Below are 20475 nucleotides of genomic sequence, written 5' to 3' on the forward strand. Positions count from 1 at the left end.
GAATACCCACAGCATTGCCTCTCTCTACGAAACGTTTGAACCTCAAGAAGCCAGAAGACTGGCTGAACGACTTGATATACATTACACGCCCAAGCACGGCAGTTGGCTGAATATGGCCGAGATTGAACTCAGCGTGCTTAAGGGGCAGTGCCTTGATCGCCGGATCCCTGATATGGCAACAATGCAGGCCGAAGTGACTGCATGGGAAAAAGACCGAAATAACTGTACCAATAAGATTGACTGGCAATTTACAACAACTGATGCCCGGATCAAGCTGAAGAGGCTTTATCCGAACTTTTAAATGTTAATAGGTACTACCCTGTCTATGCGTTTCTGATAACTCTGTTCGTCGTTCCCATAGCATTGGGAGGGGTCATCATCAGCGGCGGGGATACTGCTGCTGCGGATTTTTTCATCATCAATCTTCCTTTGCGAACTGGCCATTCCTGGCTGGCGATGCTGGTCTTCATCGGCGGGTTCTCTGCCTCGGCCGGCATGGTCATTGTCGAATCGGTTGTCATTTCCACCATGATACTGAACCATCTGGTCATGCCGGTCATCCTGAAATTACGAATCGACTACTCAGACATGTCGGGGGTCCTCGTTACCATCAAACGGATGGGAATCATCACGGTCGTCTTTCTCGGGTATCTCTACTACCGGTTTATCGGTGAGTCATATACCCTGACAAATATCGGGTTCGCCGCCTTCGTCGCCACCTCGCAATTCGCGCCGGCCGTTGTCGGCGGACTCTACTGGAAACGGGCCACTCGAATCGGTGCCATAACGGGACTGCTGTTGGGATTTGTCTTCTGGTTCTACACTATTCTGATCCCCCTGTTCGTGCGTTCGGGATGGATGGAGAGCAATATCCTTGATAAAGGATTGTTCGGTCTTGCAATCCTGCGCCCCCTCGAGCTCTTTGGTCTGAGTGGTTTTGAGATGCTGCCCCACTCCCTGTTTTGGACCCTGTTCTTTAATCTCGGAGCATTTATTGGTATTTCCCTGCTCACCGACCCGGATAAAAATGAGGCTGAGCAGGCCATCAAGTTCGTAGATGTTTTCAAGGTGCGCGAAGAACCATTCCCGCGTGAAAGGATGAGCAAGGCACCCGCCATTGTGGAATTCGTTGATCTCATGACAAAGTTCATCGGTGAAAAGGAGGCTCAGGCGGCAATTGCCGAATACCTCGGGGACAAGCAGATTGATGAACGGGGGAGCCTTTCGGAATACGAGCTTCCCATTCTGAAGCGCTATACCGAAAAGGTCCTGGCAGGTTCGGTCGGCGCCGCCTCGGCCGGCATCATTATCGAAAGCTATATGGCAGCCAGAGGAAGCGAGCTGGAAGAGGTGTTCGACATCTTCGGGTCGGTCACGCTCGGCCGTACAACAAGTCGCGAACAGCTGGGGGTTCTCTATGAAGCGGCCAGGGTTGTCGCGAGCGGGGCCGACCTGAAAACAATCCAGGACAATATTCTGGAACTCCTCAGGCAGCAGTTCAAACTAGACCTGTGCATGATCCGCATGCTGGATGAAGAGCGAACGGTGCTTACGGTCCGAAGCCAGAAGGGGACGTTTTGGTGGGACCCAAAGGAATCGGAACGCGGGCTGACCATGGAGTCATACGCAGGTGCGGCTTTTCTCACAAATTCGGAGGTGGTGGTCAATGATGTCGATCTGATGGATAAGCCCAGTTCCATACGTTTTGCACACCTGAAAGGGATCAAGTCGTTTGCCCACGCTCCCATCACCATCGAAGGGAAGCCGATCGGCGTTCTTTCCGCCTATTCGGAGTCGGCGAGGGGGATGTTTACCGATGAATTCAAGGAACTCTTCACGATGCTTGCGGGTCAGATCGGGGTTGCATGGCGTAACGCCAGCCAGACGGAAAAACTCATTGAGGCGAAGAAGCGGGAACGGGAGCTGCAAATCGCCAGAACCATCCAACTGGGCCTCCTGCCGCACTGCGCCCCCGATGTCGCCGGCATAGCCATTGCGGGCAGATGTGTTCCCGCCAGCGAGGTGGGAGGTGACTATTACGACTTTCTTCTTCGAGACGGCAAAGCCCTGGATCTGGTAATCGCCGATGTGTCGGGTCATAACATTGGTGCTGCACTGATCATGGCAGAAGCCCGCACGTTCATTCAATCCATTGCCAAGAACAGGTTACGTCCCAAAGAGGTTTTGTCTGCTCTCAATGAATTTCTCTATGAGGATCTAACGCGTGCCGAGTTTTTCATTTCCATGTTTTATCTGAAATTCGATTGCGATTGTCACGAGCTTTTCTTTGCCAGTGCCGGTCATAACCCACCATTGGTCTGGAAAAAATCATCACGGTCATGCTTTTGGTTGGATGCGGAAGGTCTTCTGCTCGGGGTGAAAAAGGAGGTCAACTTCGAGGAAAAGCAGATGAGTCTGCAATCCGGCGACATTCTGATGATGTATACCGACGGTATTACCGAGGCTGCCGACCAGACCGGGGCATTCTTCGGCGAGCATCGCCTCCGTACCCTGCTCGGTGAGAGTTGTCAGCTCTCACCGCAGGAGATCATTGACAAGCTGTTCCGGGAGGTCAGGGCATTTACCGGGCTGCAGAACTTTGATGATGATTTGACGATTGTTGTTATGAAAGTTGACTAGCTTGGGGCTGCCGACCGTAACGGCCGCTTGCTACAAAGATTGACGGTTGATGTAACAAGTGATAGTTTGCTCCGATTGAATTGAGACTGTTGACCACGCTCTGGCAAGAGCGGTGGCTGACGCAATGGAGAGATTGAGCGTATGATTTTAGTTCTTATCGGGTATCGCGGTACCGGGAAAACAGCAGTGGGAGAGATCCTCGCCCAACGGCTTCAGATGCCGTGCATCAGCATGGACGATGAAATCGTCAGAAGGGCCGGGATGTCGACACCGGAAATAGTTGAGAAATACGGCTGGCAGAAATTCCGCGATATGGAATCCGCTGTGGCCAGGGAGCTGACAGCACGTGACAACATTATCATCGATACCGGTGGCGGGGTGATCGAACGGCCGGAAAATATCGAGGCGCTGCGGACGAATGCCTGCGTGGTCTGGCTGAAGGCCTCGGTACCCACGATCGTGGCACGCATTCAGGCCGGGACGCAGCGCCCGGCCCTGACAGCAGGAAAAACGTTCACTGAGGAAGTTTCCGAAGTGCTGGAGCGGAGAACGTCTATCTACAAGATCGCTTCTCAGTACGAAATTGAAACCGACGACGTAACTCCCGATCAGGTTGTGGAGAGCATTATCGAACTGTGGCAGCGGCATCAGCCTGCCCGCAACACCGGTTGAATAGATCACCCGGCAGTAACTGTGAGGCCCGGCGAGCAATCCCGGGCCTCTTTTCGTAACGTCATGCGCGAGCTGCAAGGGCGTCTCTCATCCGCTGTAGGGCCTGTTGCAGCAACGGGCGGGGACAGCCGAAATTGAGCCGTACAAAACCGTTGCCGTCAAATTCCCTCCCATCGGACAACCCAACCCCGGCGGCCTCGAAGAACCGTCCCGGGTCGGTCAGGCCGGTTTCCCGGGTGTCGATCCAGGCAAGATAGGTTGCCTCCAGATGGGTTGTTGACAGGCCGGGCAGTTCCCTGATTGTTGTTTCCACCAGGTCGCGGTTGCCCCGCAGGTAGGCGAGCAGTTCCCGGTGCCATTCTTCCCCGTAGCGATAGGCGGCGAGGGTGGCGGTATATCCCAGCGTATTGACGTGGGGCACCAGCATTCCCATGGCCCGCTTGAAGGCCCTTCTGAGCGAGGGCTCTGAAATCACGGCAAAGGAACAGCCGAGCCCCGGAATGTTGAAGGTCTTGCTCGGTGCCTGCAGGGTAATGGTGCGGTCAGCCACTTCCTGAGCCAGAGCCGCGATGGGGATGTGCCGTTTGTCCTGATCCAATATCAGCCCGGCATGTATCTCGTCGCTGCAGATGATCAGATCAAAGCGCAGGGCCAGATCGGCAACCCGTTCCAGTTCCTGCCGGTCAAAGGCCCGACCGACCGGGTTGTGGGGATTGCAGAGCATGAACAGTCGGGTACGTGGAGTAATGCTTTGCTCCAGCCGGTCGAAATCGATCCCCCATCGTCCGTTGGTCTGTTCCAGGCGGATCGTGACCAGCTGCCGGCCGGTAAGGGAAGGGGCCGAGAGGAACGGCGGGTAGACCGGCACCAGGGTGGCAACAGCATCCCCCTCTTGGCCAACGGCGCAGCAGGCGACATTGAGCCCGGTTACCAACCCCGGTAGCCAGACGAGCCAGTCGACGTCGATCTCCCAGTCGAATTCGTTACGCAGATGCTCTGCTATCACGCCGGGCAGTTCATCGGGCGGGGCGGTATAGCCGAAGATACCGTGGCTGACCCGCTCGTGCAACGCCTCGATCACGGCCGGCGGCGAACGGAAATCCATGTCCGCCACCCAGAGCGGGAGTATGTCCCGGTCGCGGTACTTGTCCCACTTGACGCTTCCGGTGCCGCGCCGGTCGATGATCTGATCGAACTCTGTCACCTGCCACTCCTCCGCCATTTCGAGCCAACTTCGTCCTTACTTCTTGTGCAGATCCTTGCCGACCGCGAATCCTTTGCCGAGCAGCTGCCCGATGCCGAAATAGTTCCTGGTCCCGGTATCGTAAATGATGGGGCGGACCTTTTCCGCATCCGGCAGTCCGTGGGGATCGAGAACCGCCTGGTCGGCCTTGACATCCACTATTTCGCCCACGAACTGGGTGTGGATGCCGAGTTCGATGATCTGGAGCAGGCGGCATTCGAGCACCAGCGGGAATTCGTCAACATAGGGGGCGTCCACCAGCTCGCTCTTGACCGGCGTCAAGCCGGCGGCAGCAAACTTGTCCACGTCCCTGCCCGAGACAATGCCGGCAAAATCCGTCTCCCGGACATGGGACTCGGCCGGCACATTTATCGTGAACGCCTTTCGCTGGACAATGGCGTCGTAGGAGTGGCGGGACTTTCTGAGGGAGATGGCAATACTTGGCGGTTCGGAGCTGCATACCCCGCCCCAGGCAACGGTAACGAGGTTGGGGCGGCCATCGGCATCATACGTCCCCACCAGCCAGGCAGGGGCGGGAAGGGGCAGGGTTTTTGGTCCAAGGGAGCGCTTCATGGTCAATCCTCCGGTTCTATTTTGTCGGGAGCAGATCTCATTGATGATCGTTGACTGTACCATCTAACAACTGGCAGGTAAATAGATGAGCTGTATTGTCCAAGCCGCTGTGGGCGCACCGAGGTTGACCGAGGAAGTATATTCGGTTATCGTAAGCAGTTTTCAATTGCCTGGCAAAGGGGATAGTGATGGGAGATGAAGCACCGGTGCGTGTAGCCATCAACGGCTTCGGCCGGATTGGAAGGACGGCGCTCCGCCTGGCGTTGGACGATAAGAGGATAGAGGTGGTGGCGATCAACGATCTGGCCGACTCCTCCATGATCCTGCATCAACTCAAGTACGATTCCACCCATGGCGTGTTTCCCGGCCAGATAGCCCTGCACGGGGAGCGCCTGGTCGTCAACGGCCGCTCCATCAGGCTGCTCAGGCAGGCAGAACCGGAGGAGCTCCCCTGGTTCGAGGAAGGGGTCGATATCGTCATCGAGGCCACCGGCCTGTTTACCTCGCGGTCCGCCGCAGCGGCCCATCTCCGGGCCGGCGCCCGACGGGTCGTCATCTCCGCTCCCTCGGCAGACGCCGACATCTCCCTGGTACTGGGGGTCAACCATCATCAGTACGACCCCTTGCGCCATACGGTCATCTCCAACGCCTCATGCACGACCAACGGGCTGGCGCCGCTTCTCAAGGTGCTCGACGATTCCTTCGGCATCAGAAAAGGGTTCATGACCACGGTCCATCCCTATACCAACAACCAGTCGCTCCTCGACTCCCCCCATCCGGACCTGCGGCGGGCAAGGGCAAGCGCCCTTTCCATGATTCCGACCACGACCAGTGCCATCCGCGCCGTGATTCAGGTCATGCCCGAACTGGCCGGCAGGATCGATGGTTTGGCGATCCGGGTGCCGACGGCAGCAGTGGCCGACATCGATCTGGCAATGGAACTGGAGCAGCCGGTAGATTGCGTGACGGTGAACGATGCCTTCCGCCGGGCAGCAAGGGGCTCGATGAAAGGGATCATCACTGTCACCGACGAACCGCTCGTTTCCGCCGATTTCAGGGGGATTCGGCATTCTGCCGTGCTTGATGCCTCCTGCACCCGGGTGGTGGGTGGCAACCTGGTCAAGCTCATTGCCTGGTATGACAATGAAACCGGCTACTCCAGCCGGCTGATCGATCTGATCTCTCTGATTGGAGCCGTCTCCGCTGATACATGAAACGTCTTTGTGCAGCCAAAGTGGAGCGGGCCAATAATGCCCTTCCTGATAGATTTCAGATGCACCTCTGTTCATATTTCACCATGGGTATTGGCCAATCAATATAAACCATAGTAATATGCAGTACAAATAACTGGGGTTGTTAAAAATATCTTGACTCGATTAGTGTAAGAACGTATGTTTTTAAAACAGACACAAACTCAATAGAGGTATACATTTTAAGCATTGGAGAATGGAGGTTTACAATGGCAAAGATCGCAAACAACCTGACCGAACTGATCGGCAGGACTCCCTTGCTCAAGCTTTCCCGGATCGCTGAAGGAGCAGTGGCCGAGGTGGTGGGCAAGCTGGAGTCTTTCAATCCCGGCGGCAGCGTCAAGGACCGGATTGGCTTTGCCATGATCAAGGATGCGGAAGAAAAGGGGCTGATCAAAAAGGGTACGGTGATCATCGAGCCGACCAGCGGCAACACCGGCATTGCCCTCGCATTTGTGGCCGCGGCCAAGGGGTACCGGCTGATCCTGACCATGCCCGACACCATGAGTATTGAACGACGTAACCTGCTCAAGGCGTATGGCGCCGAACTGGTTCTGACTCCCGGTGCCAAGGGGATGAAGGGTGCCATTGAAAAGGCCGAGGAACTGGCTGCCGCCACTGCGAAATCGTTTATCCCCCACCAGTTCAACAATCCCGCCAACCCGGCGATCCACCGGGTCACCACAGCCGAAGAGATCTGGTCCGATACGGACGGCAAGGTTGATATCCTGGTTGGTGGCGTCGGCACTGGCGGCACCATAACCGGCATCGGCGAGGTGATCAAGGGGCGCAAGCCGGAATTCAAGGTGGTGGCTGTTGAGCCGTTCGATTCTCCGGTACTGTCCGGCGGACAGCCCGGACCGCACAAGATCCAGGGAATTGGTGCCGGTTTCGTACCAGGGGTGCTCAACACGGGGATCATTGACGAAATATACAAGGTGAAAAACGAGGAGGCGTTCGAGACCGCCCGTCGTCTTGCTGCCAAGGAAGGGCTTCTGGTCGGCATATCCTCTGGCGCGGCAGCATATGCCGCCGTACAGATTGCCAAGCGGCCGGAGAACAAAGGCAAGCTGATCGTGGTGATCCTGCCGGACACTGGGGAGCGCTACCTCTCTACAGCCCTGTTCCAGGACGCCTGAGGGGGATGATAGCCGGATAGTTGTCCATTGGTGGAACGCGGAATTGATTCAACTGTCGAATCATGGCTGATGCTGTAGTGGAATGTCAGGGGTACGTTCTTGACGACGGCGCTTGTGCTGCTATATTGTCAGCTACCGCTTACAAGAGGGGACTCTTTGCTTCCAGGTACAGTCAGCTTTCATACATGACACACGAGCACACGTCCGGAAAGGAGTAGCATCGACATGCCAGGAATCTACGAAGATAACTCACGTTCCATTGGCAACACCCCGCTGATTCGCCTGAATCATTTGACCAAGGGGGCTGGGGCTACGGTGCTGGTAAAGATCGAGGGACGTAACCCGGCCTACTCGGTGAAGTGCCGCATAGGCGCCAACATGATCTGGGACGCGGAAGAACGCGGCATCCTGAAGCCCGGGGTGGAGATCATCGAGCCGACCAGCGGCAACACCGGTATTGCCCTGGCCTATGTGGCTGCAGCCAGGGGATACAAGCTGACCCTGACCATGCCCGAGACCATGAGCGTCGAGCGCCGTAGAGTCCTGGCCGCTCTGGGGGCCAACCTGATCCTCACCCCCGGTGCCGAGGGGATGAAAGGGGCCGTGTCAAAGGCCGAGGAGATTGCGGCCTCTGATCCGAAGCGCTGGTTCCTGCCGCAACAGTTCAAGAACCCGTCAAACCCGGCGATCCACGAAAAGACCACCGGCCCCGAGATCTGGAACGATACTGCCGGCGGGATCGATGTCCTGGTATCCGGTGTGGGTACCGGCGGGACCATCAGCGGCATTGCCCGCTACATCAAGCATCAGCAGGGGAAGAATATTATTGCCGTGGCGGTGGAGCCGAAGGAAAGCCCGGTCATCACCCAGAAACTGGCCGGCCAGGAGCTGCGGCCCGGACCGCATAAGATTCAGGGGATCGGCGCCGGCTTCATCCCCGATACCCTTGACCTTTCGATTGTCGACCGGGTGGAGCAGGTGGAGAGCAACGAGTCGATCGAGTTCGCCAAGCGGCTGGCCCGGGAGGAGGGGCTCCTGGTGGGGATCTCCTCCGGCGCGGCAGCTTTGGCGGCCGTGCGGCTGGCCAACCTGCCCGAGTTCAGCGGCAAGACCATTGTGGTGATCCTGCCCGACCTGGCGGAGCGGTACCTGTCGACGGCGCTGTTTGAGGGGATTTGATCGGTAGGGGAGTAGGGCGATAACATCAATTCGTTCGAAGGTGCAGAGACGAAATGGTTAAAGGGGTTACGAGCCGATCGTAATCCCTTTATTTTTGCTCCAGCCATACCTGTAGTCGCTCCAGCCCCTCGTTGATTGAGACCTCCGGCGCATAGCCGAAATCGCGGCGGGCTGCGTCGATGGAAAACCAGTGGGCAGTGGCCAGTTCGTGGGCCACGAAGCGGGTCATGGGTGGCTCCCCTCGGAGCGGCAGGGCGCTCCAGAGCGCTTCGCAGATGATGCCGGCCAGGGTGGCAAAACGGGGCGGGATGCTGCGCGTCACCGGCGGCAGGCCGCCGGCAGCGAGGATCCGGTTGACCATCTCGAACAGGGGGAGCGGTTCGCCATTGGTGATGAAGTAGGCTCTGCCGGCAACGGGAGAACCGGGCGTCAGCCGGTCGGCGGCCTGCAGGTGGGCACTGGCAGCATTGTCCACGTAGACCGTATCCACCAGGCAGGGACGGGTGCCGATCCGCCGCAGCCGACCGGCCCGTGCCCTGGCAATGATGCGGGGGACCAGGTGGTTGTCCTCCGGCCCCCAGATCAGGTGGGGGCGGAGCGCTACTGTGGCCAGGGTCGGTGAGTTGGCCGCAAGGACCAGCTGCTCGGCCATCGCCTTGGTCTTGGGGTAGTTGGCCTCGTACTGCGTTGGATAGGGGAGCGATTCATCTCCCCCCTCCACATCCCGGCCGTCGAAGACCACGCTGGGGGAGCTGGTGAATACGAGCCGGTCGATGTTGTTGGCCCGGCAGGCGGCAATGACGTTCTCCGTGCCGGTCACGTTGGCCAGGTGATAGTCGGCAAAGCTCCCCCAGATGCCGGCCTTGGCTGCCACGTGGAAGACGATGTCGCAGCCAACCGCTGCCCGCTCCACCGCTGCCCGGTCGGCCAGGTCGCCCTGCAGTTGCTCCACGCCGAGGCGCTCCAGTGCGGGATAAGAGCCCCTGGAAAAGCTCAGTACAGCAAAGCCCCGCTCCCGCAGCATTCTTACGATCACCCCCCCCAGGAACCCGCCGCCTCCGGTCACCAGCGCCTTCAAGTGAGCCTCCCCGCTGCCCAGAGAGCCAGCTTCTCCCGGAAGATCTTGGCGTTGTGCCGGATATCCACCGGAAAGGATGGATGGAAGAGGATGTCCCGGATGCCCGCGGTGTGGGGGAAGGCTGCCCCGCGCTCCAGGAGTTCCTGCCGTATCCGCTCCCGGCCGAGCTTCGGTGTCCCCTTTTCCAGTTCCACGCAGAGCACCGGTCGCTGGGCGCCGTTCTCGCCGATACCGACCAGGGCGGTGCGAAATACTGCGGGATGGACGTTGAAGACCCCTTCCACCGGGATGGTGAAGAGGGTTCCCTCCTTTGTGACCACCCGGTGCGCCTTGCGGCCGCAGAACCAGATCCGTCCCTCGTTGTCCAGGTATCCCACGTCCCCCATCCGGTGCCAGATCCGTCCCGAGGATTCCGTGATCTTGGCCAGCCGGGTCGCCTCTGGCCGGTTGAAATAACTTCCGGTCACCTGGGGGCCGGAGACGGTGATCTCGCCCACCTCGCCGGGCCGCAGCATGAGGTCGTCGTGCCACTCCGCAATCGGCTCGTCACTGATCGGGATAATGGCCAGGGAAAGTCCATTCACCGGTTGTCCCACGCAGACGCCGCGACCCTCAAAGGTGAGGCGGCCTGTTTCGCCAAGGATCTCGCGGCTGCCTATGGAACTGACCGGCAGCGCCTCGGTGGCGCCGTAGGGGGTGAAGATCTCGCCATCGTCGGGGAGCAGCGCGGAGAACCGCTCCAGCACATGGGGGGGGACCGGTGCCCCGGCCGAGATGACCCGCCTGAGGGCGGGGAGCCTGACCCCGCGCTCGGCACCGTACCGTCCCACCCGGTTGAGGAGCGCCGGCGAGCCGAACATGGTGGTGGCGTTGAAGGCTTTTGCCGGGCCGATGATCTGTTCCGGGTCGACCCTGCCGGGCCGGGTGAAGTCCATACGGGGGATGATGGCGGTCATGCCGAGGGCCGGCGCGAAGAGGGCGAACAGCGGAAAGGTGGGAAGGTCGACCTCGCCCGGGGTGATGCCGTAGATCTCCTTCAGGGCTGCCACCTGGGCCGCGAAGTTGCCGTGGGTGTAGACCGCCCCCTTGGGTGGGCCGGTGCTGCCGCTGGTGAAGAGGATGGCCGCCACCTCGTCGCGCTCCGTGGGTGCTGCCGTAAAGGGGACGCCGGCCTCGCCGCTTTTGCTTACCTCGGTCAGCGGGACGCCGCCCCAGAGCCGTCCGCCGCCTACGGTGACCAGTATCCGCAGGGTATCCTTCCCCCAGCCGAGGAGCCTCCGTGCCAGGTGGGCCTTGGGGATGCCGATGAACGCGGTCGGCGCGGCCTCTGCCAGGCACCCCTTCATGTTGCGGCCGCCGATGCCGGGATCGATGAAGACCGGCACGGCACCGGCCTTGAACAGGGCAAAGGTGAGGCTGAACAGTTCCGGTCCCGGCGGGACCAGGAGGGCGGTCCTTACCCCGCGACCGATGCCGAGCCCGGTCAGGCCGGCGGCGAGCCGGTCGCTCTCCTCGTCCAGCTCCCGGTAGGTGAGGGCGTGGTTCCGGCTGGGGAAGACAATGGCCGGACTGTCGGGCTGGAGCCTCGCCAGTTCGGTCAGGGGGCGGGAGATGTTGACGATATCCATGCAGTTCATCCTGGATGAGGCAGTTGGAGCCATCCTTCGTTCGCTCAGTCGCACTGTTTCTATGGCTCTACGGCTTATTCCGCGCAGTCTATCAACTCGCCCTGCGGGCTCAGACAGGATAGACTGCTTTTGCTCCATTTCGCCTACAGCCATCACGAAACAGCGCTCGGTGGCTCTCTACGGATAACTCCAACCGCCGTTTTCAGCTTGGTTCCGTCCGCTCCAGGAACCGGTCGATCAGCGGCACCACCTCTTCCTTGGCGTCCTCCAGAATGTAGTGACCGCAGTCGGCAAAGCGGTGGATCTCGGCTTCCGGGAAGCGTCGTTCCCATTCAGCCAGGAAATGGCGGTCAAAAACAAAGTCCAGTTCACCCCAGCAGATGAGCATGGGAAGGGAACAGAAGCGGTCGAGCCCGGCGGCCACGCTGCTGATCAGGTCGAAGTTCCGGTCGCCGGGGGCGAGGGGAATGTCCTGGACGAAGCGCAGGGTGGCAATCCGGTTCTGCCAGGAATCGTACGGGAGTTGATACAGGGCGCGCAGTTCCGGAGTCATCGGGTGCCGCTTGCAGCCGACGTACGAGGCTGCCACGCTGAAGGCGTTGAAGCCCCGCACCAGGAGCGCGCCGAGCTTCGTGTCCCGGCAGATCCTCAAGCCCAGGGGGAACGGCTTGGTCTTCGGGAGCGGAAAGGCGGCGGTGTTCAGGATCACCAGCCGCTCGATCCGCTCCGGATGGCGCGAGGCAAAGGTCATCCCGATCATCCCGCCCCAGTCGTGGAGCACCAGGGTGATCCGCTCCGTGATACCGAGCCTGTCCAGCAACTGCTCCAGGTCGTCGACCCGGCGGGGGAGTGTGTAGTCGTAGCGGTCGTCAGACGGCTTGTCCGAGAGGCCGCAGCCGATATGGTCCGGCACAATGCAGCGGTAGCGGCCGGCAAGGGCGGTCACCAGGTTGCGGTAGTAGAACGACCAGGAGGGGTTGCCGTGCAGCATGACCAGTGGTAGGCCGGACCCTTCGTCCAGGTAGTGATAGGCAAGGCCATCCAGGTCGATGGTGCGGCCGGTGAAGGGGTATTCTCGTTCCAGGCGGCTCGTCACCATTCCACTCCCAGCATCAGGCAGTTCAGCCCGCTCCCGATCCCCAGGAACCCGACCCGGTCCCCGGCCTGGAGCATCTCCCGCTCGGCGGCAACGGCGGCGGTCAGCGGCAGGGAGACCGTTCCCATGTTGCCCAGGAACTCGTAGGTCGTGAAATCCTTGTCCAGTGGGATACCGAGGGTCTTCAGGATGGCGCTCTGGTGGGCAGAGCCGACCTGATGGCAGATCACCCGGTCCACATCGGCGGTCCGCCACCCCATTTCCGCCAGCAGGGCGGCCCAGGTGCGGCGCCCCAGCTCAACGCCATAGTTCATCACGTTCACTGCATCGGTGATCATGGTCTGGGTGTAGCCGCCGGCGCCGTCCGGTGTCACCCCCCAGAGGCAGAGGCGGTGGTGCTCCGGGGCCGCCTGTGTGACGCCCCCCAAGAGGCGGTGGCCGGCGCCGCGATTGAAGGAGCCGTCGGTAACGAGGACCGCCACGGCGCCGGAACCGCCGGTAAGGGTGGCCAGCGAGACGGCGAACTGCTCCATGTTCCTCTCCGCCAGCATCCGGCTGATCATGATGTCGTTGATCTCGCGGGCGCTCTCGCAGGAGACCACCAGGCCGGCCCTGATCTGACCCAGTTCGATCCGGTTCGCCAGGTCGAGGATGCCGTTCAGCACGCCGAGGCAGGCGTTGGAGATGTCGAAGACGGCGGCATTGCCGCCGATGCCGAGCCCGGCAGCCACCCGGCAGGCGGTGGCCGGTTCGAACTGTTCCCGGCAGACCCCGGTGTAGACGAGGGCACCGATCCCGGAAGCGGCAATGCCGGCGCTATCGAGGGCCTTCTTCCCGGCCGCGATGGCACCGCGGGAAAGGGGATAGCCCGGCTCCCACCAGCGCCGCTCCCTGATGCCGGTCAGGGCCTGCAACTGGCCGGGCACAACGTGCAGGGCGTGGTAAAGGGGGGCCAGTCGCTCTTCAAGTTCGGCGGAGGTGACCACCACCGGTGCCAGTTCATAGCCGAGGGATTCGATTATTACCTTGGAATACTTCATCTGCTACTCCATCTGCAGGGTGAAATCGTTCATCTGATAGATTGGTCGTCCGTCCACGGAGAGCAGGCCGTCGGCAGTCAGGATGCGCAGCCGGTCGTCGACAACGGTGATCCAGGCCTCTACCGTCACTTGCCGGTTGGTCGGGACGATCTGGCCGCGGTAGAGCCACCTGTGGCGCCGCTCGCAGGCCACGGAGGCCAGGGTGGCGCTGCTCTGCCAGCCCCACCGTTCAACTGCGGCATACTTGAGGAGCTGCTGGAACGACTCCAGGCCGAGGGAGCCCGGAGTGACCGGGTCCTGGTAGAAGTGAGCCTTGAAGAACCATTCAGCCGGGTCCACGAGCTTTATCCCCCGCAGATACCCGAGTCCGGCCGGCCCGCCGTCAGGGACGTACAGTTCGACCCGGTCGATCATTCGGAGCATCTTTTCCGGGAATGGCGCTTCTTCCGGATAGGGGAGGGATCTTCCCCGATCAGCCTCTTCCGGCGTGGGGGTATGCGGCGCCGCGTCCCTGATCCCCACCTGGTTGGCCAGGGCCTCCCTAGAGAAGAAGCCGAACATGGTCTCCCCCTCGTAAAGGACGCCGTGTCTGTCGTTCACAGCGAAGTCGAACTCCTGGATGATCATGCCGCCGCTGGTGGCTGCTTTCTTCAGGGTTGCGACCGCGGTCAGGGTGCCGCTTGCCGGCGTTACCGGCCGGTGCTGGATGGCGTTTCCCCCCAGGTTGCGGAAGGAAAGGTCACTCTGGCTCATGAGGGCGGAACCGACATAGGCGGCCAGCCAGCCGCACGGCTGCAGGGCCGCTTCCAGAAGGATGCAGAACGGCATCCTGGGCTGGCGGTCGGCGGCGAAGAACCAGGCGTCGCCAGGGAGATCGTACTGGGCCTCGGCCATGGCGCCCGGCACCATCCGCCACGGCTCGCCCCGTACGGCCGTGACCCGGTCCATGAACTGGAACGGCGGTCCTGGCAGGCGGGCGATCCGCCGCTCCTGGTCGAAGATCCGGTACGGTTCGCCGAACCCTTCCGAAGGGTTGCCGTTGCTGTAAGCGAGGATCTGCTCCTTGGTGTAGACGGCCGGTTCTTCGTTATGGTAGGGGCGCTGCTTGTCGCGCCCTTGGTTTTGATCAACCATGCCGGAACAGGGCGCAGCAAGCGGCGCCCCTACGGAATTCCACAGGGCGAGGAGCCGTTCTCTTGTTGTCCCGGTCAGCCGCACCGACATGGAACTGATCTCCACGATCGGCTTACCGTCGGCATACATGAGGGCATCCACGATGACGTACGGTTCCGGCCGGTATCCGAGCTCACGGATGGTGACTTCGTAGCCGGCGATCCGGGTCGTTTCCAGCACCTGGCCACGGCAGCGAAGCTGGCTGGCCACGCCCGGCACCGGCTCCCAGGCCGCATTTCCGTCCTCGGCCACCCACCCCATCCGGAGCAGGAATATCCGCAGGGTGTGGAGGCAGCATTCATACATGAGGGTACCGGGCATGACCCGGTCGTCCACGAAGTGGCAGGTGAGGAACCAGTCGTCCGGCCGAATGTCAGCCTCGGCGCGGATGAGGCCGAGGCCGTAGCGGCCGCCGGCCGGCTCCAGGTCGACAACCCGGTGGACCAGGCGCATCCTGTTGCCGGGGATGGTCAACGGGCGGTTCAATGGCAGTCCGGCAAAGGCGGGGCCGAAGCAGCCGGCCAGGTCGCCGGCCCGGAGCCGGTCCAATTGGCCGGCGTCGTAGCGTTCCCGTCCCATCGGCACCAGCTCCTGCCAATCGGCCGGCCGCTTTCCGCTTGTGGGGCGCAGGTCGAGGGTGGGATGGACGATCCCCTTGCCGGCGGCCAGCTCCTCCTCGGTGAAGAAGCCGGCGCAGCCGTCCCGCATGGTGAGAAGCGGTTCGCCGTTCACCGTGGCGTCATAGAAAAACCTGAACAGGTAGGTTTCACCCTGACGGAAGAACCGTTCGATCCTGATGTCGTAATGGATCGTCTCCCCCGGTTGGGGAAGCCCGCGGTGGAAGGTGACCTTGGCGTCCAGGAGCCGGTAGACCGCCTGACCGCGGGTGATGAAGTCGATCCCCAGGTAGCCGGAGAGGAACAGGTCGGCCTGCCCCGCCTCGACTGCGATGCAGGTCGGGATCCGGCCTGCGTCCAGGTACCAGGCGCCGGCAAGGACGTCGTGCTCGGTCACCACCCGGCCGTGGGTCATGGCCCTGGCCTCCCCCTCCAGGGCGACGATCCGGTCGACCAGCATGAGCGGCTCGTCCGGCAGGCGGACCCTGGTCGGGAAACTGTCGGCCTCTGCAAAGGCCGGTCCGAGCATCCTGGCCACCGAACCGCGGGCGAACTCCAGGCAGAGGTCACGGTCGAAGACGCACGGTATCTGTTGCCTCACCGTTGGACTGCCCCCCTCTCCCTTCGGGAGAGGGTCGGGGTGAGGGGAGCCGCCCAGGGCCGCCAGGAGCGACTGCTGCAGGGCCGCGGTCTCCACCACGGTACGGGCGAGACCCTCGCTGAACCTTAGAAAGGTCTCGTGGGCCTTTAGCTGGGCTTCCTGGGCCGCGGCAAACTCCCGGACCACGGTGTCGAGCGGGATGCCTACCTCTACAGTAGCCGCCGCAGTCACACGCTCTACTGGTTGGTCGGGGGCTGATCTCGGGATCACGGTATCAAGGGGAGTCTGCGCCACAACTGCCCGCCTTTCCGGCAGGGGCGGGGTAAACCCTCTGCCGCCGGCTGTCACCCGCACCACAGTGCCCGGACAAGCCGCCCCGGCCGCCAGCTGCGGTACGGCGTAGAGCGGCGCCAGGTCGACCGGCACCCGCTCGGCAACAAGGCTGGCCAGGAGGCGCAGCAGTGTCGATGTCTGGTCCTGCCCCTGGTAGCAGGCGGACTTGGCCAGGTGCGGCCGGTCGGCGAGTATCCGGCCGATCATCCGGCTGCACGAGTTCCCGGGTCCCATCTCCAGGAAGATCCGCACCCCTGCTGCGTAGGCCGCTTCGATCACCTTGGGGAAGTCGATCCCCTCCAGCGCCTGGGCCAGGATGGCATCGGCGGCGCTCTCGCTGGTCACTGTGTAGGCTGCGCCCCGGGCGCCGCTGTAAAAGGTGACACCTTGTGGCGGAGAAGTCGGGAAGAGGTGGAGATCGTGGTAGGGTCCTGTCACCTCTTTTGCCACGCTGCAGTGAACCGTGGTCACCCCTTGCAGCGGGAAGAACCGGCAGCCGAGACGAGCCACCAGTCCCTGTACTGCCGTGCTGTCCCCACCGATGACGCATTCGTCCGGGCTGTTGACGATGAGGAGGTAAACCCGCTCAAGTCCCGGAAGGGCGCCGGCTACTGTTTCCGCCGGTACGTCCGCCACCCCGATGCTCCAGGATACCTCGGTCCCTTCCGGCAGCTGCCAGGCCCGACGGGCGGCGCGGCATTCGCCGGCCAGGTCGTGGGTGAACAGGGTGGATTCCTGCATCCGGGCCAGCATCAGGTCCCGGTCGCGCCAGGCGCGCTGGGAAAAGAGGCCGGCCGATTCTCCCAGGCTGTAACCGATGACGGTCTGCGGTTCGATGCCGAAGCTGCGCACCAGATCGCTCACCGCACAGCCGGTGGCCACCTGGCCGAAGATGACGGCCCGGTGGTCGCTGTCCAGCTCACTGCCGGCAGCGCCGTTCCAGAAGAGTTCCGGCTGGAACTGGTCATGCAGCCGTTGGTTCTCGCCATCCTGGCGCCGGAGGATCTCCGGCCAGCGGGCCGACAACTCCACCCCCATAGCGGGATGGTGGTTACCGGAGCCGGGAAAGACAAAGGCTATGGCTCCCTGGTCCCCCAGCGGGGTAACGGAATAGAAGAGCCGGTCGCGCAGGGCGGGGTGGATTGTCGGGACCTCTCCGTTGGCTACTGCCTGGAGACCGAGGCTGATGAGAGCGTCCAGCTCTTCAGGGCTCCGGGCGACCATAGCCAGGGCCTGCGGGTCGCTGTGCTCTGGAGTCTGCCGGGAGTGCCACTCCCGTGCCAGCTTGAAGAGAGTGGGTGCGTTATTTTCCGAACTGTTGCGCCGCAGCTCTTCAAGTTTCAGTCGCAGTTCGTCCGGGTTGCGTCCGGTGACACTGAACAGCTGTTCGCTGCCAGTACCGGCCGGTGCCAGCCGTTCCGCCTCGGCCCGTAGCGGAAGTGCTTCCCATCCTTCCAAAACCACGTGGCCGCAGCTGCCGTCCACGCCGATGACGCTCACCCCGGCCCGTCGCGGGCCGTCATCACGGTTGCGGAGCCAGTAGCGCGGGGTTTGGGGGATGAAGAGCGGTCCGCTGCCAGACAGTTCGGACACGGGGGCTTCACCGGTATGACAGGGCGGGATGATCTCCTGGTACAGGGCGAGACAGCCCCTGACAAACGAGGCAAGGCCGCTGGCGGCTCCGCAGTGGCCAATGTCGCCCGCCACGCTCGATACGGCACAGGAGCGGCGCTGGCGGTCTTTTTGACCGAAAAACGCGGCCAGGGCAATGGCCTCCTGCCGGTCTCCTACGGGATGACCGCTGGCACTCGTCTCCAGACAGGTGACCGTGGCCGGCGACACATCCGCATCGGCGTAAGCCCGCTCCAGGGCCTGTTGGTATGGTTCGCTGCCGGGGACCACCGTGTCGCCGCCGGCGGAACCGATGCCGCGGACCACGGCATAGATCCGGTCGCCGTCGCGCATGGCATCGTCCAAGCATTTGAGCACCACTGCCGCGGCCCCTTCGCCGACGATGGCACCGTCTGCCGTGGCGTCAAACGGCCTGGCCGCGCCTTTGGCAGAGAACGGTCGGTCAGCATGGTGGCCGAGGACCGCCCGCAGGTCGCCGGCCAGATCGACGGCACCCACCAGTGCCCGGTCGATCTCCCCCTGCCGGAGGAGACGCACTGCGGTCTCCAGGGATCTGATGCCGGAACTCTCTTCGCTGGAAAGGGTAAAGCTCGGCCCGCCGATCCTGAATTCGCGGGCGATCCTGCTGGCCACGATGCTGCCCAGCGCCCCCATGGTCCGGTTGGCGGTCAGCGGCGGCCCGGCGGCGTCGCGAAGCTGTGAGGTCCATGCCGACAGTGTATCGGGGTCAAGGGTGTGACCGAGGGCATCGGCCCAGTCAGGGGCCGCGTCGGCCAGGGACCAGCGGAAGCTGAAGTTGGTGCTGTTCAGGTCAAGGGCGATGCCGATGAATACCCCGGTCCGGTCGTTCCCCTCCCGGTCGAGGCCGGCATCGGCCATGGCGCCGGCGGCTGTCCGGAGCATGAGCAACTGCTGGGGGAGCATCTCCTTCAGCTCCAGCGGTGGTATCCGGAACTGGTCCGTTGCGACCTCCACCTGGTCCAGGTAGAACCCGGCAAAGGGGAACCGGTCGTACCCTTCCTGCCGGAACCAGTTTGCCTGCGCCGCGCCCCACCATTTCGTTGGTCCGGCCGGGAGTGTGGCAGGCTCGCCACCAAGGACCCGTTCCTGGAAGGAGCGGAGCGATTGCCAGGGACCGAAGCTGGCGTCCAGACCGACCACGGCAATCGGCTCGGTTGTTTTGTGTACGGTTGTGGGCGAACGCCGTTCGCCCCTACGTTCCGGTTCGAGCCACTCCTCCACCAGCAGGTGGGCGTTGATCCCCCCAAATCCGAAGGCGCTGACCGCGGCCCGGCGGGGAATGTTATCGCGCCGCCGCGGCCAGGGCTGCGGGTCGGTCAGGACCCGGAAAGGACTCTGCTCCAGCTGCATCCCCGGTTGCGGACTGGTGAAGCCGGCAGTGGGGGGGAGGGTTTCGTGCTGCATCGCCAGCAGAACCTTGGTCAGGGCAGCGCTGCCGGCAGCGGTCAGCAAATGGCCGACGTTGGACTTGACCGAGCCGATGACACAGTGAGTTTGGGGAGAGAGGTCACCCCACAGTTCGCGGAGGCTCGCCACCTCGGTCGCGTCCCCCACCGGGGTGCCGGTGGCGTGGCATTCGATCAGGTCGACATCGCCGGGGTGCCAGCCGGCACGGTCATAGGCGGCCCGCATGGCGCGGAGCTGTCCCTCGGCGAGCGGGGCCAGCAGGCTTCCCCCCACGTCGTTGGAGAGTCCGACGCCGCGGATAACCCCGTAGATCCTGTCGCCATGGGCCACGGCGTCTTCTGTCCGCTTGAGGAGGAATATCCCGGCACCTTCCCCTACCACCAGCCCGTCGCCGCTGGCGTCGAAGGGGGAGCAGATGCCGCGTCGGGAGAGGGCGCGCAGCTGGGAAAATCCCATCTGGGTGTAGAGCGGATCGGGGCGGGAGACGCCGCCGGTGAGCATGGCGTCGGCTCGGCCGGACAGCAGTTCGTCGGCAGCCAGCTTGATGGCGTAGAGGGACGAGGCGCAGGCCGCATCAAGGGTACACCGGCTGGCGCCGAGCCCCAAGGCCTGGGCGAGTATCCCGGCAGGCAGGCCGGCGACGTAGCGGTTCAGGGGGAGGGTCTTGCCGGTATCAACGGCGCGGCCGAGGAGCTTTTCGCTAAATGTCCTGCCCAGCCATTGCCGGGCAAGCGCCGCCGATGTCTCGGTCGGCAGGGCAAGGTTGCCGATGATTACCCCGACCCGGGAGCGGTCCAGCGGACCGGTGACGCCGTCGTTGAAGGCGCGGTTGCCGGCATGGAGGAGCAGGTGGAAGAGCGGGTCCAGGCCGGCCAGAAGGTCCGGTTCGATGGCAAGGCCGGCCAGTTCCTCCAGCGGCGGGAGCCGATCGATGAAACAGCCGGCCCGGGAGTAGACCCGGTCCAGTGCACCGACTACCGGATCGAAGATGGCAGCGGGCGGTAGGGACCAGCGTCCTTCCGGCACTTCGCGGCTGGCAGAGCGGCCGTGGCGGATATTGTCCCAGAAGCTGGCCGGATCGGGGGCATCGGGGAACAGGGCACCGATCCCCACAATGGCGACAGATCCGCCAACGTTTTCAGGCTGCGACATG

13 protein-coding genes are annotated in these 20475 nt (G+C 62.5%); 6 read left to right on the forward strand and 7 right to left on the reverse strand.

The genetic code is table 11. From position 1 onward, the window contains the following. The 3 genes from JN12_RS17695 to JN12_RS17705 all read left to right on the forward strand — a co-directional run. The coding region (locus tag JN12_RS17695; protein WP_211360566.1) for a transposase at positions 1-301 on the forward strand (301 nt) is incomplete at its 5' end. Between the two features lie 62 nt (positions 302-363). Then, positions 364-2640 carry a SpoIIE family protein phosphatase gene (locus JN12_RS17700; protein ID WP_246125913.1) on the forward strand — a complete coding sequence of 759 codons (2277 nt, stop codon included), beginning with the start codon at positions 364-366 and terminating at the stop codon, positions 2638-2640. A gap of 141 nt (positions 2641-2781) precedes the next feature. Next, the gene (locus tag JN12_RS17705; protein ID WP_145025231.1) at positions 2782-3312 is read left to right on the forward strand and encodes a shikimate kinase; all 531 of its coding nucleotides are present in this window, start codon (positions 2782-2784) and stop codon (positions 3310-3312) included. Positions 3313-3373: 61 nt separating this feature from the next. Here the strand turns inward: JN12_RS17705 and JN12_RS17710 are convergent, their stop codons facing one another. Together JN12_RS17710 and JN12_RS17715 are read right to left on the reverse strand one after the other, a co-directional pair. Continuing rightward, positions 3374-4516: a MalY/PatB family protein gene (locus JN12_RS17710; RefSeq protein WP_281287747.1), complete on the reverse strand. Its 1143-nt coding sequence runs from the start codon at positions 4514-4516 to the stop codon at positions 3374-3376. A 36-nt stretch (positions 4517-4552) separates the two neighbouring features. Then, on the reverse strand, positions 4553-5128 hold the full coding sequence (locus JN12_RS17715; RefSeq protein ID WP_145025235.1) for a flavin reductase family protein: 576 nt from the start codon (positions 5126-5128) through the stop codon (positions 4553-4555). 188 nt (positions 5129-5316) lie between these two features. On the opposite strand from JN12_RS17715, the gene gap reads away from it, so the two are divergent. From gap to cysK (JN12_RS17730), 3 genes are all read left to right on the forward strand, one after another. Next, positions 5317-6342 (forward strand): type I glyceraldehyde-3-phosphate dehydrogenase, encoded by a 1026-nt coding sequence (gene gap / locus JN12_RS17720; protein WP_145025237.1) that lies wholly within the window; start codon positions 5317-5319, stop codon positions 6340-6342. Positions 6343-6587: 245 nt separating this feature from the next. Next, positions 6588-7517 carry a cysteine synthase A gene (cysK, locus tag JN12_RS17725; RefSeq protein ID WP_145025239.1) on the forward strand — a complete coding sequence of 310 codons (930 nt, stop codon included), beginning with the start codon at positions 6588-6590 and terminating at the stop codon, positions 7515-7517. A gap of 225 nt (positions 7518-7742) precedes the next feature. After that, on the forward strand, positions 7743-8696 hold the full coding sequence (cysK, locus tag JN12_RS17730) for a cysteine synthase A (RefSeq protein ID WP_145025242.1): 954 nt from the start codon (positions 7743-7745) through the stop codon (positions 8694-8696). Between the two features lie 88 nt (positions 8697-8784). On the opposite strand, the gene JN12_RS17735 is transcribed toward cysK (JN12_RS17730), so the two are convergent. From JN12_RS17735 to JN12_RS17755, 5 genes are all read right to left on the reverse strand, one after another. After that, positions 8785-9774 (reverse strand): NAD-dependent epimerase/dehydratase family protein, encoded by a 990-nt coding sequence (locus JN12_RS17735; RefSeq protein ID WP_145025244.1) that lies wholly within the window; start codon positions 9772-9774, stop codon positions 8785-8787. After that, entirely contained in the window at positions 9771-11402 is a 1632-nt protein-coding gene (locus tag JN12_RS17740) for a fatty acid CoA ligase family protein (protein WP_281287748.1), read from the reverse strand. Before JN12_RS17740 ends, JN12_RS17735 begins: the two co-directional genes overlap by 4 nt. Positions 11403-11604: 202 nt before the next feature. Then, positions 11605-12501: an alpha/beta fold hydrolase gene (locus JN12_RS17745; RefSeq protein ID WP_407925394.1), complete on the reverse strand. Its 897-nt coding sequence runs from the start codon at positions 12499-12501 to the stop codon at positions 11605-11607. After that, entirely contained in the window at positions 12495-13538 is a 1044-nt protein-coding gene (locus tag JN12_RS17750) for a 3-oxoacyl-ACP synthase III (RefSeq protein WP_145025246.1), read from the reverse strand. Before JN12_RS17750 ends, JN12_RS17745 begins: the two co-directional genes overlap by 7 nt. A gap of 3 nt (positions 13539-13541) precedes the next feature. Continuing rightward, positions 13542-20474, reverse strand: coding sequence for a beta-ketoacyl synthase N-terminal-like domain-containing protein (locus JN12_RS17755; RefSeq protein WP_145025248.1), 6933 nt, complete (start codon positions 20472-20474; stop codon positions 13542-13544). Position 20475 lies beyond the last annotated feature (1 nt).

It is taken from the genome of Geobacter argillaceus (assembly GCF_007830735.1).
Classification (GTDB): Bacteria; Desulfobacterota; Desulfuromonadia; order Geobacterales; family DSM-12255; genus Geomobilibacter; species Geomobilibacter argillaceus.